The sequence below is a fragment of the Anaerobacillus sp. 1_MG-2023 genome, assembly GCF_030547345.1.
GTDB lineage: Bacteria > Bacillota > Bacilli > Bacillales > Guptibacillaceae > Guptibacillus > Guptibacillus hwajinpoensis_B.
The window spans coordinates 1-14,982 of record NZ_JAUORD010000012.1; the positions used below are offsets into that span (position 1 = coordinate 1).

Annotated in this window: 15 protein-coding genes; 4 read left to right on the top strand and 11 right to left on the bottom strand. The window is 41.4% G+C overall.

Features of this window, described 5'->3' with window-relative positions; translation table 11 throughout:
• Positions 1-59: 59 nt before the first annotated feature.
• From Q4550_RS17640 to Q4550_RS17690, 11 genes are all read right to left on the bottom strand, one after another.
• Positions 60-986, bottom strand: a complete 927-nt coding sequence (locus tag Q4550_RS17640; protein ID WP_303534958.1) for a nucleoside hydrolase — start codon at positions 984-986, stop codon at positions 60-62.
• 76 nt (positions 987-1,062) lie between these two features.
• Positions 1,063-2,343, bottom strand: coding sequence for a serine hydrolase (locus Q4550_RS17645; RefSeq protein WP_303534959.1), 1,281 nt, complete (start codon positions 2,341-2,343; stop codon positions 1,063-1,065).
• Between the two features lie 12 nt (positions 2,344-2,355).
• Positions 2,356-3,543 (bottom strand): phosphopentomutase, encoded by a 1,188-nt coding sequence (locus Q4550_RS17650; protein WP_303534961.1) that lies wholly within the window; start codon positions 3,541-3,543, stop codon positions 2,356-2,358.
• Between the two features lie 2 nt (positions 3,544-3,545).
• Positions 3,546-4,700 (bottom strand): YhfX family PLP-dependent enzyme, encoded by a 1,155-nt coding sequence (locus Q4550_RS17655; protein ID WP_303534963.1) that lies wholly within the window; start codon positions 4,698-4,700, stop codon positions 3,546-3,548.
• 49 nt (positions 4,701-4,749) lie between these two features.
• On the bottom strand, positions 4,750-5,844 hold the full coding sequence (locus Q4550_RS17660) for an aminotransferase class V-fold PLP-dependent enzyme (RefSeq protein WP_303534964.1): 1,095 nt from the start codon (positions 5,842-5,844) through the stop codon (positions 4,750-4,752).
• A 2-nt stretch (positions 5,845-5,846) separates the two neighbouring features.
• The gene (locus Q4550_RS17665; protein ID WP_303534965.1) at positions 5,847-6,764 is read right to left on the bottom strand and encodes a phosphotriesterase family protein; all 918 of its coding nucleotides are present in this window, start codon (positions 6,762-6,764) and stop codon (positions 5,847-5,849) included.
• A 14-nt stretch (positions 6,765-6,778) separates the two neighbouring features.
• On the bottom strand, positions 6,779-8,074 hold the full coding sequence (locus Q4550_RS17670; RefSeq protein WP_303534966.1) for a YhfT family protein: 1,296 nt from the start codon (positions 8,072-8,074) through the stop codon (positions 6,779-6,781).
• 20 nt (positions 8,075-8,094) lie between these two features.
• A complete protein-coding gene (locus tag Q4550_RS17675; RefSeq protein WP_194218616.1) occupies positions 8,095-8,454 on the bottom strand; it encodes a DUF2620 domain-containing protein in 360 nt (119 codons plus the stop codon).
• A gap of 13 nt (positions 8,455-8,467) precedes the next feature.
• Positions 8,468-8,830 (bottom strand): PRD domain-containing protein, encoded by a 363-nt coding sequence (locus Q4550_RS17680; RefSeq protein WP_303534967.1) that lies wholly within the window; start codon positions 8,828-8,830, stop codon positions 8,468-8,470.
• Between the two features lie 67 nt (positions 8,831-8,897).
• A complete protein-coding gene (gene yhfZ / locus Q4550_RS17685; RefSeq protein ID WP_303534968.1) occupies positions 8,898-9,830 on the bottom strand; it encodes a GntR family transcriptional regulator YhfZ in 933 nt (310 codons plus the stop codon).
• A gap of 118 nt (positions 9,831-9,948) precedes the next feature.
• A complete protein-coding gene (locus tag Q4550_RS17690; protein WP_303534969.1) occupies positions 9,949-10,755 on the bottom strand; it encodes a histidinol-phosphatase in 807 nt (268 codons plus the stop codon).
• A gap of 225 nt (positions 10,756-10,980) precedes the next feature.
• Between Q4550_RS17690 and Q4550_RS17695 the strand changes: the two genes are divergently transcribed.
• From Q4550_RS17695 to Q4550_RS17710, 4 genes are all read left to right on the top strand, one after another.
• Positions 10,981-11,943: a sugar kinase gene (locus tag Q4550_RS17695; protein WP_303534970.1), complete on the top strand. Its 963-nt coding sequence runs from the start codon at positions 10,981-10,983 to the stop codon at positions 11,941-11,943.
• 13 nt (positions 11,944-11,956) lie between these two features.
• Entirely contained in the window at positions 11,957-12,616 is a 660-nt protein-coding gene (locus tag Q4550_RS17700; RefSeq protein ID WP_303534971.1) for a bifunctional 4-hydroxy-2-oxoglutarate aldolase/2-dehydro-3-deoxy-phosphogluconate aldolase, read from the top strand.
• Between the two features lie 42 nt (positions 12,617-12,658).
• Positions 12,659-13,420 (top strand): IclR family transcriptional regulator, encoded by a 762-nt coding sequence (locus Q4550_RS17705; RefSeq protein WP_303534972.1) that lies wholly within the window; start codon positions 12,659-12,661, stop codon positions 13,418-13,420.
• 206 nt (positions 13,421-13,626) lie between these two features.
• Positions 13,627-14,982 carry a glucoamylase family protein gene (locus tag Q4550_RS17710; RefSeq protein ID WP_303534973.1) on the top strand — a complete coding sequence of 452 codons (1,356 nt, stop codon included), beginning with the start codon at positions 13,627-13,629 and terminating at the stop codon, positions 14,980-14,982.

Consider the following 14,982-nt stretch of genomic DNA (forward strand, 5'->3'; position numbering starts at 1 on the left):
GCCTGTCACTCGCGAATTCGCGAGTGACAGGCACCACGAATTCACCAATTCCGCCCTCCTCACTTCAACGCTTTAATCAACAATCCCCAAAACTTCTCTTGATTAATGCCATGCGCAAACTTCACATTCGGCTTTCTTCCCGTCACATGCAAACGATCAACGCACGTTGTACCGTATGTAAATTCTCCTTTTGTCTCAATATCCACTCGAACCGTCTCGAATTCAAAAATCGATTCATCAATTAAATACGCTACCGTGCAAGCATCGTGAATGGGAGCTCCTTCAAAATCGAAAACTTCTTTATAAGTTTTAGTAAAGAATTCAAGAAGATCCCCCACAAATTTCGAAACATTCGTGCCAATAGAAGAAATCTCCTGAAGAATCGCTGGAGTTGTAATCGCCTGATGCGTAACGTCTAGACCAAACATTGTCACAGGCACTCCGCTGTTAAAAACAACATTCGCCGCCTCGGCATCGACATAAATATTAAATTCCGCCGTAGGTGTCCAATTTCCAAACGTCCCTCCACCCATCAGTACGATTTCACGAATCTTTCCAACGATCGCAGGTTCCTTTTCAATCGCTAAAGCGATATTCGTGAGCGGACCTGTCGGAACTAGCGTGATCTCTCCATCAGAATCTAACAATCTCTCAATGATAAAATCGACAGCATGCTGATCGATCATCATTTTCTTTGGAACTTCCGGAAGCTCTGGTCCATCAAGACCAGAATCTCCATGAATGTCTGGTGCGAATTCACGCGTTTTAACTAGTGGCTGCTCAGCTCCACGAGCAACTGGCACGTCGAGCCCTATGAAATCACATACTTTTAACGCATTAAGCGTTGTCTTCTCAACATCTACGTTCCCCGCTACCGTCGTAATGCCTTCAATCTGAATCTGATCACTAGAAGCTGCAAGAATAATCGAAATCGCATCATCATGGCCTGGATCACAATCTAAAATCACTTTTCTCTTTTCCCTCATTCAGCATCTCTCCTCGTTGTTAAAATAGAAGAACCCTGAGCACCTCCAAGAAAGGAAGCTAATCAGGGTTGAGTTATTATTGAATAGACTCGTATACGATATTCGCGATATGTTTCGAAAGTCCTCCAGTGCTTGGATAGGATCCAGATGCGAGAGGGCCGTTATTTTGTTTATTAGTTAACACAATAATTTGGAGATCATTAGATGGGTCAAAGATCACTTGGGTCCCTGTAAAACCTGTATGCCCAAAAGTCGCTTCTGAATGCTTGTCACCCATGTACCAGCTCTTGTCGAGTTCCCATCCATACCCCTGTCCAAAACGCTGCGGGGTTGTGAAGTCTTCAATAACCTCCTGATCATATAGCTTCACTTTACCGTAACTCCCACCATTCAACATCGCCTGTCCAAGTACGGCAAGATCTCGTGCCGTGGAGAACAAGCCAGCGTGTCCAGCTATACCTTCGTTTGCATAAAAACTATTACCGTCATTAACTTCTCCAACAAGTGTTTCAGTTCGCCACCTTCCAAAGTCCTCAGCTCGCTCAGGAACGTTGTAGCCGAAATCAGGATCATCCACCATTTTATATTCAAAAGGATTCCCCCATGAAGTGGCTGCGATTTTATCATCAAGGTGATCTGAAGGAGTAAACATCGTATCTTTCATTTTCAATGGCTCATAAATATTTTTCTGAAGATAATCATCAAGCTTCTCTCCGCTTATTTCCTCAATGATGAACCCTAGCGTCATAAAACTAAAATCACTATAGCGACGATCTGTGCCGGTTTCGTATTCGAGTGGAAGTGCATTAATATAGTTTAGAACTTCTTCCGAATTCTTAGCATAAAAATAAGTCGGCTGCCAGGGAGTTAAGCCAGAGGTATGTGTTAAAAGGTCTGCGATTGTAATATCTTCCTTACCATTAGAAGCAAAATTAGGAATATATTTTGCTACTCGATCATTTACTGCTAATTCCCCATCACTGACAAGCTTCATAATCCCTTGCGTTGTTCCCATTACTTTAGTTAAAGAGGCAAGGTCAAACATTGTTTTCTTTTTCATCTTCCTTGGTTTTTCTAATAGATTTCCCATATCATATTTTTGTGCATCTCCATAGGCAGACTCTTTTACGACTTTACCACTTTTAGCCACAAGTACCACTGCTCCAGGAGTTATATCATTACTTATAGCTTCTTGCACTACGTCATCAACTTCCTCAAGTGTAGTAGCATTCATTCCAGCACTCTTCGGACTATCATGACTCAGCTTCTCTCCGTTGGCAGTAGCTGAAGCTGTGGAAAAGACAGAGATATTCAACAGCAGAACCACGATCGGTATTATAAAAATTCGTTTCTTCATATATACTCCTCCTTAGTTTTTGAGGATTTGATTAAGGAAGCTAGTACCTGCTTCAGTGGATTCAATACGAAAATAATCACTCAAGGTTGCCCCTATATCTGCCATAGTATTTCTTGTCCCAATCGATACTGGCTTCACTTTAGGACCAGTAACCATAAGAGGAGTATACTCTCTTGTATGTTTTGAGTGTCCGATCGTAGGGTCATTCCCATGATCGGCCGTTACTATTAAAATATCATCTTCTTTAAGTAGAGGAATAAAATTCTCCAGCCAATTATCTACTTCTTCAAGAAGTGATGCATACCAATTCGTATCTTCTGCATGACCAGCAAGGTCCGTTTCTTGTACATTTACTAGAAAAGCCCCATGGTTTTCTTTACTAAATGCTTCTTTTAGTTGTTGAAGCACCTCCGCTGTATTCACAATAGAATAAGCCAATTTCTTTCCTTCGAGTACATCTGCCGTTTTCCCAATTCGATAAACTGGAATTTTAGATTCAGCTAGGGTCTGGAATTGTCTTTGTACGTTAACACCATATCCCAGGTGACGAACTTGATAGTCTTCCCCATACAAGCCTGCTTTAGGGCTATCAATTCCCCACTGCCCCGCTTCCCCTTTTTTTACGACTGATAGAAGTCGCGCGACCGAAGTGTGAGGACCGCCTAATGTAATAACTCGACTTGTATCAACGACTTTCCTTACAACGCTTCCTACTTTAAGCGCATACTCAAACGAAACCTTTATCAGGTCTGCCGTAACATTAATAATATTTCCAGGGGTTGATTCAATGTTATCTGCCACAATGATTGCATCGTCAATTAACAATATTGGCAAATCTTTAAAAGGATAAGTTACTTTGAAATTTTCCCTTAGTAAACTCGTAGCTATATTCTTATGAACGTCTTTCATCAATCGTTTAGCGGGACGTTTCGGAAGACTTCCTACAATCTCTTGGTGTCCCATATAAGTATCAGCTCCGTAGTGTGCGAGTCGTGCTTTTCCGTAAGCTCCTTTTGGTGTTCCGGTTTCATCTACAAGTTGATTAAGTCCAAGCGAATACATGGTGGGAATGGCCATCGGTACTTTTTTTCGAATATGCTCGTACGTATTTGCTATACAGTCCCCTGGTTCAAAATCTGCACAGTCATCCATTGCTCCAATCCCAAAACTATCGAGAACGAGCACTACGATACGTCCCATCGTTAACCCCTCCTTTCAAAATGTACAATTTCTGGAACACCATCATGTAACCCACGAACAAGGGCAACATTTGCCCTCGTTACAAATACTTGCGTCCGAAAAGCATATATTGCCGTATCACCGATAGATACTCTTGAGTCACGTTCAAGTCTTCCATAGTAATCAATGTACTCAGAATTTAAAGGCTTGCCTTTTAAAAATGTATCAAAAATACGTTCAGGGGAGCTTCCGACGTAAGCGCCTGTCATATTTCCCCTTTCATAAAATCCTCCTCCAATCACATAAAAATTCTCCTCGTCTTCATGAGAGACTTCGGATACATAGATAATAGCAGGATCCTCAGGAAGAGTCCGAACCGCATGAAGTGGGGTAGTCCCTGTTAGAGCATGTCCAGGTTCCCCATGTGTAACCCCGGCTTTTTTTAGCATTGGAATCGTTTCTGTACTTGTTGCACTTGGACCATTTACCTGACGAATGCGAAATCCCGATGCTTCAAGTATTGCTTTTGCCGAAAGTATTGTTTTCAGGTTTTCTGTAAATAATAGCTCCTTACGTTCTTTGTCCATTAGCAATAACGGAAATGAAGTAACGCCCATTACTTCGATTCCTTTCAGCTGCTTTAGCTCTGAAATAAAACCTTGAAGCTCCTTTACCTGAAATCCTCCCCACTGTCCAGGATAAATCGTGTCTGATGAATTGATTACTCGCAGAATGACCTCCTGTTTTTTTCCCAGTTTCATAGCTGCATCTGATACTTGTCTTGCTCGCTCAATCGAAAAAACCGTCACAACTTCTGGATCGAAACTAAGAACCTCATCCCACTGATGTTTCCCAGGTTGGACAAGATGACCCACGTTACCAATACTGACACCGGAATGATATAGTCGGTAAGCTTCTTCAAATTCAACGGCAACAGCTTTTTCAATTCCATGTTCCGCAATCCAATTCCCGAGATCGCCTATACGACCAAGCTGCTTACTCATAAAATACAATGTGAAATCATTCTCTTTAGCAGCTTGCGCCATTCTTCTGACATTGTGGGCTATTGTGTCAAGGTCGAGAACATACGTATTGGGAGGAATAATCCCAGATTGGTGAAGTTTTACTCCCGCTTTAATGAGTTCTGGATTTCTCTTCTTTGTAAGTGAAAGAAACAATGTAGTAGCCTCCTAAACAACAGCGTATAGATTATGTCTTGATGTATACTTACTCTCCTCGCAATGATTCTCGAAGAATACGAATAACAGTCTCTGCTCCAGCCTTCATAGGGTTAATACGTAAACCATATTCAAGTAATGCGGGTGTACTTTCGAGGAAACTACCAGAAACTCGATAAATCATTGGAACAAGTTCAAAACGTGATTCTGCTCCAATTGGATATGTTGCTGCTCCAAAGGCCTTACTTCGCTCGATTACTTCACGGGCAACTGGCTCTTTCAGTTCAACAATGACATTCTTTGATTGAGAGTTTGTTATATAAGCCTCTTTTACTCCATACACTTCACCTTTATTTAACAAGTCACATAGAACTTCAACTTGCTGACTCTGGATAGCTAATGAGACAGGTGCAAAAGGTAGGGATCGGAGTAACTCCATCGCTTCTGGGCCCTGAACTTGACTGCCTCCAGAATAATTTCGCTGTTGAATTGTTTTAATGGCGCTCTTCCCTATCACCACTCCAATTCCTTCAGGTCCAAGTAGCTTAAATCCGGAAAAAGTGGAATAATCAGCGCCAGCCTCTACACCAATTCCATGCATTTTCAATGCACAATAATTATCATCAACAACTACAATCATTTCAGGGTTGATCGTCTTAACTAACTTAATCACTTCTTTAAGACGATAAGTGTCGATTGGTTGCTGCCTTGCATGTTGGATATAGAAAACCTTTGCTTCTGAATGAGGAAGACTTTGTTTAATAGCATCTAAATCATTGAAATTCACTTCTTCCGTTCGTAACCCAAGCATTCGGATCGTTTCTTTAGTCGTCATATAAATAGGTGCAGTGTGAATAATCATAGATTCTCCCGGTTCAAGGAGGGCACTTAAGAGAGATCGAATTGCACCGGTACCCGATCCTCGTACAAGTACTGCCTGATCACCACCAAAAATACTAGCAAGAACGTTCTCAACTTTCGCAGTTGTTCTAGGTCGTTTATAGATCGGATGCACACCGCGATCGCCATCATGGAACATTTCATTGTCTTTAAATTCCTTTGTGATATAATCCACAATTTCAAATTGTTTATTTGTTGCTTCTGCAAGTGACATCTGAGGTATAACAGATTCCTGGTGTTTCAATGTTATGCAATCCCCTTTCGACTGAAAGCATGAGCTGGATTATCGATTAACATCATTCTGATATCCTCATCAGACAAGCCTGCTTCTTTTAAACGAGGCACAAATTCATTGAGAACATAGTCATATCCAATACCTCCGTGCTTATGCCAATGTGACTTTCTAGTTAAATCAGCTGATAATAAAATCTGCGCACCATATCCTCTTTCAAATAGACGACAAATTGTATGAATTCGCTCTTCATCAGGTCGATAATTAATTTTTCCAATCGTATCAAATCCTACAAATGCCCCTGCTTCCACAACAGAAAGTACTCGTTCATCATCTTGATTAAGGTCTTGATGCCCCACAATCAATTGGTTCATTGGCAATCCAAGGGCAGAATAAAGTTCAACTTGCTCGACTCCCATCGTTCCGAGCGTTGTATGTGTGGTGAGCGGAAGCCCCGTTTCCATTGCTGCGATTCCCGCACCAGTTAAGAGCTCTTCTTCAATAGGCTTGATTTCATAGTGACTGCTCCCTATTTCTCCAATAACGCCAGGATAAACGTCTGTTCCTTCAATTCCATTCTTTATTTCATCAATCATGTATTGTGCAAACTGATCGCGATTCCACTCAGTCGCTTGGTTTGGAAGGAATGGGTCTTTGTAAAAACCGGTACTTGCGATCAAATGCACTCCTGTCGTTTCACTTAACTTTCTAAGGAGACTTGCGTTACGACCCATTCCATCGTTCGTAACTTCAACCATCGCCTGTCCACCTGAACCTTTAAAGTAGCGAAGTTCTTCTTCCATTCCGCCTATATCGTCAAGAATAGTGTCAGGATCATTTTTAATTCGTGATAAATCAATACAAAGATGTTCATGAGCGGAACAAACCCCGAGCTCAGTAGGAACAATTGGTCCTCTAACCGTTTGTATCATCTTATCTCCTCCTTCTACTGTGGTATTTGCATGAGGCCAAGTACGACAAGAACATTTGCCAAGATGCCAACTGCTATTGCGCCAATCGGTCCTACTGCCATTCGCACAATTGGACGCCCCGCAATCTCATTTAACAAATAGAACCCTGCAATGATAAAAAATCCAAGCCCTGGAGCAATAGCATTAGCTGCGTTTGCACCACCAATTAAAAGAGCCACTTCTAAAATTCGACTCATCGCTGTACGAATATTTTCTCCTGATTGTCGTACTCCGGGATATTTGTCAAGGAAACGTGCAATCTGACTCAATAACATAACCTCAAGAAAAACAGTAATAATACCAAGGATAGCCGCCACCCATACATTAGGAACAAGCAACCCTACAACGAAAATGATTGTAAACCCAACTGGACTATACACCCCTGTTGCAATCGCCGTACTAGCAACAAGTGGGATGAATCCCAGCGCTCGGGCTCCAGCAGCGATGGCAGCATCTGTTACTTTTCCGTCTGCGATTAAATTTAATGATATCGGATCTCCAGCCATAATCAGGAGGTTCGTAGCCGCAGCAATCAGCCCCCCCATAATCATGAAATAAATCACATGCTTTTTAATGCGATTCACTCTCTCACTAAAAACCGAAGCAAGATCAATACTGCTACCTTCTCCTTCAGGTTTTTGGCGCACAGCATATGTAATTAAGAAAATCATTCCAGTAATGAGAGCCATTCCTTCTTGATTTAACGTAACCGTCGTATCACCAAAAGCCATGGCACCGCTTTCATTTAACCATACAGCTAATTGCCGAATAATGGCTGATGTGATAAATGTCAGAACACCTTTTTTAACACTGAATTGCAACGCCACTGCTAGAGCTGGAAATGCCATAAAGGTGACAACAACTGGGGATCCCACTTGCCCCATCGCATCTAAGAAATTCAATGGTAGTTTTTCAAATAAGGTGACAAATCCTTCTAGTCCAACTAACAAACCTGCACCATATGCGCCACCAACAATTGCCGCAACAGGCGTACCCCATTTATTTCGCGGGGTAATCAATCCAATGATATCTGTTCCAAGCAGAATGCTATGGATAAGGATAATACTCGCAGTAATGGTAAAAGGAATCCCAAAACCAACTACAAGTCCAAAACTCATAGCAAAGGCCGTTAAACCAAGCTCTTTACGTCCCATTCGCCCTTCAGTATTTTCAGGTACAATTGGTCGTAAGCCGTCATTAAACACAGCTAAATTTAAATTTGCAAGAACAGCTGCCATAGCCCCGATTAAGATGACGAGAACCATTTCCATGTGCCGAACCCCCTTCTAAATTAAAGTGCTTTAATTGCTCTCATAATCATTGGAACGACCGTTTCCATATGATCAGCAGTAAAACCAAATGCTTTCTTTCCTTCCTTAACAGCCTGTTGAATTTTCTCTTCACTCGGTTTTCTTCCTGGCATTGAAACAGTTTCACAGCTTGGTTTTCCAATAATAGCAATCGCCATCGCTAACGCACCTCCACCACCAGTGTGACACGCTCCAACATAGTATTCTGCCTGACCTGTTTTCACTGCCATTGCCGCTTCTACATCTGATTTAATGGAAGTTTCCACTCCATTTGGTCCATGTTCCTTCACTAGGGCTTCGACTTCCTTTTTATCTACCTGTCCACCAATAACAATTTTCATGAAAAATCTCCTCCTATTTCATTTCTTTAAAAATAGATACATAGTGCATTTTTAAAAAAGCGATCTCAGATTTTGGAATTTCATCACCCCAATTGGATTTAAGCCAATTAATCTCTCTATTCGCTAGATCAATTTGCTCAGATTTCTCTATTTCTGAAAAAAGCTCTTCCGGTGGGCCATCGACTGATTCACCGCGGGACATACGCGTTAAGGCTGATGCAAGATGAGTAACGAGCATTTCTACTTTATTTTGAGGAAGCGTCTTTTGCGTATGGGCACTTAATCTTTGCACCGCTTCCTCAGCGATAGTTGATGCTTCCTCACTAATCACATCGCCAGCTTTCAGAATATCTAGTCGTTCCTTAATCGTTGTCATAAAAACCACCCTCCAATATACAGGATTTAGTATATTAAAATCATAGGGATTCAAAATGGAATCCCGCCTAATATCGAGGATAAATTTCCCCCTTTTCTACTCGAACTTGTAGCTCTTTGACGTTAAATACTGACAGGTCGAGTAGTGCATCTCTAAGTTCTATCCTCTCCCTATTTAAGAGCATAGTTGCCTCATTCACCTTCCGACTTAGTTCCTGAGCTTTTATCGAACGAAACGATCCTTTGCCCATTCCTTCAGAGTGAATAATTTCATCCTTATTCCAAACTGCTGCATCAATTTCATTGTTCTTAAGCATCTCCATCATCTGCATGTAGTTCACTTCAATTAGCTGAACATCAATACCTTCTATTTCATACTCCGTTAGAAGATGCTGATCAGCTGAAGAATAATCAATACCTACCCGCATGCCGTTTTGAATACGCTCTGTTTTAGATTGTGAAAAAAAGATTTCATGTCCGGAAACATATGAGTTATTTCCAAATGTTTTTGCCATTTCGATACGAGCGTCATTCCGAACAGCAAGCTCAGCTGCAAGCCTTGAAACAATCACAAAATCATATCTTCCAGCTTTCAATGCCTCTATTCTATTCGATGAGCCTCTCATGAAAGCCAAATTAAAAGGTATTTTCATCATTTCAAGCACCTGAACTAAACCAGTAGCAAGGCCTTCATATTTTCGCGAATATGGTAAAGGCATTGCCCCCATAACAGAACCAAGTCCTGCAATATCCCAAAGCAGTTCTCGATCCGTTCTAACAAGAAACGTACCAAGGTGTCCTCTTGCTTCAAGAACAATAGCTCCTATTTCTTCGAGTAGACGTAAGGCTCCCTGAATTGTCCCCCTTCCAAGTGATGTTTCTGTAACAAAATCACTTACGCGAGGAATACGGCTTCCTGGCTCGATCGCTATTAGATTAGCTGCAATTCTCCTAGCTGCCAGTCCATTCTTGCTGTATAATTTCTCCCATTTGCCTTCCATATCCTCACCTCAATATACAATTTTTCGTATTTTCACTATATAGAATAACTCAAAACTACAAGTTGATCAATGAATATTCTGAAAAAAAGACGAAAAGAGAGAGATACTCTCTCTCTCCTTACATCCCAACAAACTCCTTCTTCCTCTCTCGAAACACCGTCCAATTCTTAAATCCAATCTCCTTCAGCTTTGTTCGAACTTCTTCAAATTCTTCTCCAACGCGTGAAGGCCAATGAGCGTCAGATCCGAAAGTAACTCCCACACCATAATGGCAAGCCATTTCGAGCATGTCATTCGCTGGATACCAACCGCCGCAGTCTTTATGCTTACCAGATGTGTTGATTTCAATCGTTGACTCAAGCTCTCCAAGTCGCTTCAATGCTTTTTCGACTTCAGGTGTTTGGACGTTTGCGAAGTCTGGATAAAATCCCTTCATGGCATCAATATGGGCTAGAATATCGAAGACGCCGCTTTCAGCTGATTCTACGATTAGCTTGTAATAATGCTCTTTTTCTTTGCGAATGTCTTCTTCAATTAAATTTTCCCAACGACTTTTATCAAAGATGTTAGTTCCATTACTAAAATGAACAGAGCCAATTATGTAGTCAAACGGGTACTGATCATAAATGCTTTTATATAACGGGTAATGCTCTCTAAAAAAGTCAGATTCAACACCAAGCAAAACGTCAATCTTGCCACGGTACTTTTCCTTAAGCGAGAGCACTTCTTCTACATAAGAAGCGAACTCACTCTTAGCCATAGCAATGCGAGGCAACGCTCGATCCTTCTCACTTGCAAAAAACGGTGAATGATCAGAAATTCCGATCATCTGCAAATCATTTTGGATTGCTGCTTTTATGTAATCTTCAATTCCTGCTTCTGCATGACCACATCGTTCATGGTGCGTATGGTAATCAAATTTCATCGTACCGCTCCTTCCCAATACATGTAAGTCGTAATATCGTTATCCTACCATATTTGTCTTATAAGAGTTGACTTTCACGCAATGTATTTACAGAAAATTCATACTCACGATCTATATTTTTGAAAATTCTCACATAATTAAATTGACATCGTTTTCATAATTAAGTAAAGTTAAATCATAATGAAGAACGACGTTCCTTATTAAGGAACAAGAAGGAGGCAGTTTATGCAATCACAATTGGATGTCGTCACACTCGGTGAAACCATGGTTCTTTTTGATGCCGCTTCTACCGGCCCTCTTCGATATACGAATCAGTTTAACAAGCGAATCGGCGGGGCTGAATCAAACGTAGCGATCGGTCTTTCAAAGCTTGGTCACTCTGTTGGCTGGATCAGTAAGCTGGGCGATGAAGAATTAGGTCATTTTACGTTAAATGCCATTCGTGGCGAAGGGGTCGATACAACGAATGTCCTTATGGACCCTGAAGAACAAACGGGCTTATATGTTAAAGAAAAGCGAACAGATCGCAATCAAGTTTACTATTACCGCAGTGGTTCCGCTGCAAGCACTATGACTACAGCAGACATCAACTGGGACTACATAAAAAGGGCGAGAATCGTTCACTTAACTGGCATTACTCCTCTGTTGAGTGAATCTTGTTATGAGCTAGTGAATGAGGTTTTTCACTTTGCTAAAAAGCATCAGATTACGGTTTCATTTGATCCTAATATTCGAATGAAACTGCTAAAGAATATTCCAAATGGAAAAGAGAAATTGCTAGACCTCGCAAGACAAGCGGATATTCTTCTTCCAGGACTAGACGAAGCTGAACAATTGGTAGGTACAAGTGATCCTGATGAAATCATTTCATTTTTTCTAGCCTCTGGCGTTCAGAAAATCGCGATAAAAAACGGAGCAATTGGGACCACCTTTGCCACAGCAAATGGTGAGAATGGATTTGTGAAAAGCTATCCTGTCTCTAGAGTGAATGATCCCATTGGAGCAGGAGATGGTTTTGCTGCAGGGGTTCTCTCTGGCCTTCTGAAGGGGAAACCATTTCAAGAATCTGTTGATCTTGGCTCATTAATTGGTTCCATCGTTGTTTCTGTATTTGGCGATATTGAAGGGCTTCCAACGATTCAAGAAATTGAATCTTTAAATGCAACGAAACAGGATGTATTAAGATAAAAGGAGTGGGAGAATGAAACAGGCGATCTTAACAAAAATGATTGACGGTGGCGTTGTAGCCGTCGTTCGAAAAATTGACCGAGATAAAGTGATGCAAGTGATTGAAGCGATTGTAGATGGTGGTATTAGTGGAATTGAAATTACACTTGATTCGGATGGGGCACTTGATGTGATTCGCGAAGCAAATCTTGCTTTTAAAGGTCAGGCAGTTGTTGGGGCAGGTACCGTTCTTGATGCGCAATCAGCAAACATGGCGATTCACGCTGGTGCCGAATTCATTTTCTCTCCAACAATGAATACAGAAACCATTTTGACCGCTAATCGATATGGTAAAATTGTGATACCAGGTGTATTCACGCCGACAGAAATACTGCAAGCCCAACAAGCTGGGGCAGATCTTGTGAAAGTTTTCCCTGCAAGCGTACTTGGACCAACTTTCATTAAGGATGTGAAAGGCCCTCTCGCTCACGTGCACATGATGCCAACCGGCGGAGTAAGTCTTTCAAATACAGAAGAATATATACGAGCTGGGGCAGCTGCCGTAGGTGTTGGTGGCTCCCTATTACGAAAAGATTTAATCGCAGAAAAGCGATACAGCGAACTACAATCCCTCGCAAAGCAATATTGTGATGAAGTACAAAAAGGCCGACATGCCCTTGTCAATTCGAATTAAATCGTTCTGATTGTCGTGATCGGTCTAGGAAAGGAAGATGTTATGATTCAGTCTGTCGATCGATCACTTCAAATTTTAGAACTATTGAAAGAAAAACCAGGAGGAATGGGCATTACAGAGCTCGCTAACAAGCTTGATGTGGCAAAAAGCACGATTCATCGACTTGTTTCTACCCTTGAGTCACACCAATATATCCAGCGCTCAGCTGATCAAACATCTTATCGACTTGGGTTGAAATTCATTGAGATGTACCATGTGGTTGTCGATGAGTTAAATATTTTAGAAGTCGCGCGGAATGTTCTTGAAGAATTAAGTGAACGAACTTCAAAAATCGCTCACCTTGTTATGATCGAAGTAGATCATCAAGTCATTTATCTTGATAAAGTGGAGACACAGTCCACGATTCGGATATACTCTCGTACTGGGCGAAAAGCTCCGCTTCATTGCACAGGTGTAGGGAAAGCGATCTTAGCATATTCGAGTGATAAGCAACTAAACGATTTCCTTTCAACTAAAGAGTTATTTAAGCTAACAGATCGGACCATCACGGACGCTACAGAATTTCAAAACGAATTAGAAAAAGTTCGTCAAAATGGCTTCGCTATTGACGACGAAGAACACGAAGAAGGCATTCGCTGCATCGCTGTTCCGATCTTTGACCATCTCGGAAGTGCAACGTACGCGATCAGCATTACAGGCACCGTTCCTCAAATGTCAGAAGAGCGTTTAGCTGAATATTTACCCATTCTGAAGCAAGCCGGGAAAGAAATATCGAGAAGACTCGGGTATAAAGGAAGCCGATAGGAGTTGTCCTATCGGCTTATGATGGTGCCTGTCACTCGCGGTTTATGTCGAATCCCCCTCTCCCCTTACTATCCAACCTTTCTCCCATGTCCATCGGTCTGTTTTTAGTAAATTCTGATATTTTTCATTCAATCCGTTTACTATCCTCCGTTCCTTATGTATACTAAAATCGAAACGTTTCACTAATTTTGAAAGGAAGTGGATTCATGAGAAAATTTCTTTTGTTTTTTCTTGTAGCAGCCATTGTTTTAACCGGATCCTTGCCAGTCGCTAATGCTGAAAGTTCTACCAAAGGAAAGAAGCATGCCTTTTCCAAACAATTGAAAGCGATTTCAAAGAAGACGTATCGGTACTTTGAAGATTTCACGGATGAAAAGACTGGATTAACGTATGATGCCGTTCGAATGAAGAATGGTGAAAAGACAGTACAAGACTTTACATCACCAACAAACATCGGCATGTATTTCATGAGTACAGTATCTGCTCAAAAAATTGGGATAATTTCAAGAGATGAAGCAGTCCACAGGATTCAAACTACACTTCAAACATTAGAAGAACTCGAGACGTGGAATGGTTTATATTATAACTGGTACTTCACTAAGGATGGTTCACTTATGACCGACTGGGGTGAGTTCATCTCAACCGTTGATAACGGCTGGCTATCCGCAGGTTTAATCGTAGCCGGACAAGCTTATCCTGAGTTAAATGATCAAACAAGTGAATTAGTGGAAGCGATGGACTATTCTAAGCTCTACGATTCAGAGGTTGGCCAAATGCGCGGAGGGTACGATGTAGCAACTGAAAGTGTTACAGAGCATCACTACGGAGCGTTTTATACAGAACCACGCCTTGCGAGCTATATCTCGATTGGTAAAGGAGACGTTCCTGTAGAACATTGGTGGAAAATGTACCGGACAATGCCTGCAAGCTGGGATTGGCAATCTCAAGTACCAGAAGGCTATACCAAAACATATGATGGCATTGATGTATTTGAAGGTCACTATACATACAATGACCAAAAGTATGTACCAAGCTGGGGAGGTAGTATGTTTGAAGCCTTAATGCCGGGTCTTGTCTTGAAAGAAAAGGAACTTGGTCAAAACGCACTTGGGTTAAATAATCAAAAGCATGTTGATATCCAAATCGAATATGCCAAAGAAGAGCTTGGCTATCCTGCATGGGGATTATCTCCTGCCGCAACTCCTGAAGACTATTCCGAATTTGGCGCAACTCCTCTTGGTATGGACGGTTATAGTGCAGAAGGAGCAATTGTAACACCACACGCGTCTTTCCTTGCATTAGAATACGCACCTAAAGAAGTGTACAAAAACTTAAAAACACTTAAAGACTTTGGTACTTACGGGAAATACGGCTTTTATGATTCAGTTAATGTCCTAACTGGAGAAGTAACAGAAGCGTACCTCGCGCTTGATCAAGGAATGTCTATGGTTGCGATCGCAAACTACTTGGAAGATGGCATTATTAAGGAATACTTCCATAAAGATGACATTGGCGAAAAACCAGAAGATTTATTAATAAAAGAGAATTTCTCAATTAAATAA

Bases quoted from the DNA above. Each gene is read 5' to 3' on its own strand.
- Q4550_RS17640 (WP_303534958.1), bottom strand. From the start codon at position 986: ATGAGGGAAAAGAGAAAAGTGATTTTAGATTGTGATCCAGGCCATGAT.
- Q4550_RS17645 (WP_303534959.1), bottom strand. From the start codon at position 2,343: ATGAAGAAACGAATTTTTATAATACCGATCGTGGTTCTGCTGTTGAAT.
- Q4550_RS17650 (WP_303534961.1), bottom strand. From the start codon at position 3,543: ATGGGACGTATCGTAGTGCTCGTTCTCGATAGTTTTGGGATTGGAGCA.
- Q4550_RS17665 (WP_303534965.1), bottom strand. From the start codon at position 6,764: ATGATACAAACGGTTAGAGGACCAATTGTTCCTACTGAGCTCGGGGTT.
- Q4550_RS17670 (WP_303534966.1), bottom strand. From the start codon at position 8,074: ATGGAAATGGTTCTCGTCATCTTAATCGGGGCTATGGCAGCTGTTCTT.
- Q4550_RS17675 (WP_194218616.1), bottom strand. From the start codon at position 8,454: ATGAAAATTGTTATTGGTGGACAGGTAGATAAAAAGGAAGTCGAAGCC.
- Q4550_RS17680 (WP_303534967.1), bottom strand. From the start codon at position 8,830: ATGACAACGATTAAGGAACGACTAGATATTCTGAAAGCTGGCGATGTG.
- yhfZ (WP_303534968.1), bottom strand. From the start codon at position 9,830: ATGGAAGGCAAATGGGAGAAATTATACAGCAAGAATGGACTGGCAGCT.
- Q4550_RS17690 (WP_303534969.1), bottom strand. From the start codon at position 10,755: ATGAAATTTGATTACCATACGCACCATGAACGATGTGGTCATGCAGAA.
- Q4550_RS17695 (WP_303534970.1), top strand. From the start codon at position 10,981: ATGCAATCACAATTGGATGTCGTCACACTCGGTGAAACCATGGTTCTT.
- Q4550_RS17700 (WP_303534971.1), top strand. From the start codon at position 11,957: ATGAAACAGGCGATCTTAACAAAAATGATTGACGGTGGCGTTGTAGCC.
- Q4550_RS17705 (WP_303534972.1), top strand. From the start codon at position 12,659: ATGATTCAGTCTGTCGATCGATCACTTCAAATTTTAGAACTATTGAAA.
- Q4550_RS17710 (WP_303534973.1), top strand. From the start codon at position 13,627: ATGAGAAAATTTCTTTTGTTTTTTCTTGTAGCAGCCATTGTTTTAACC.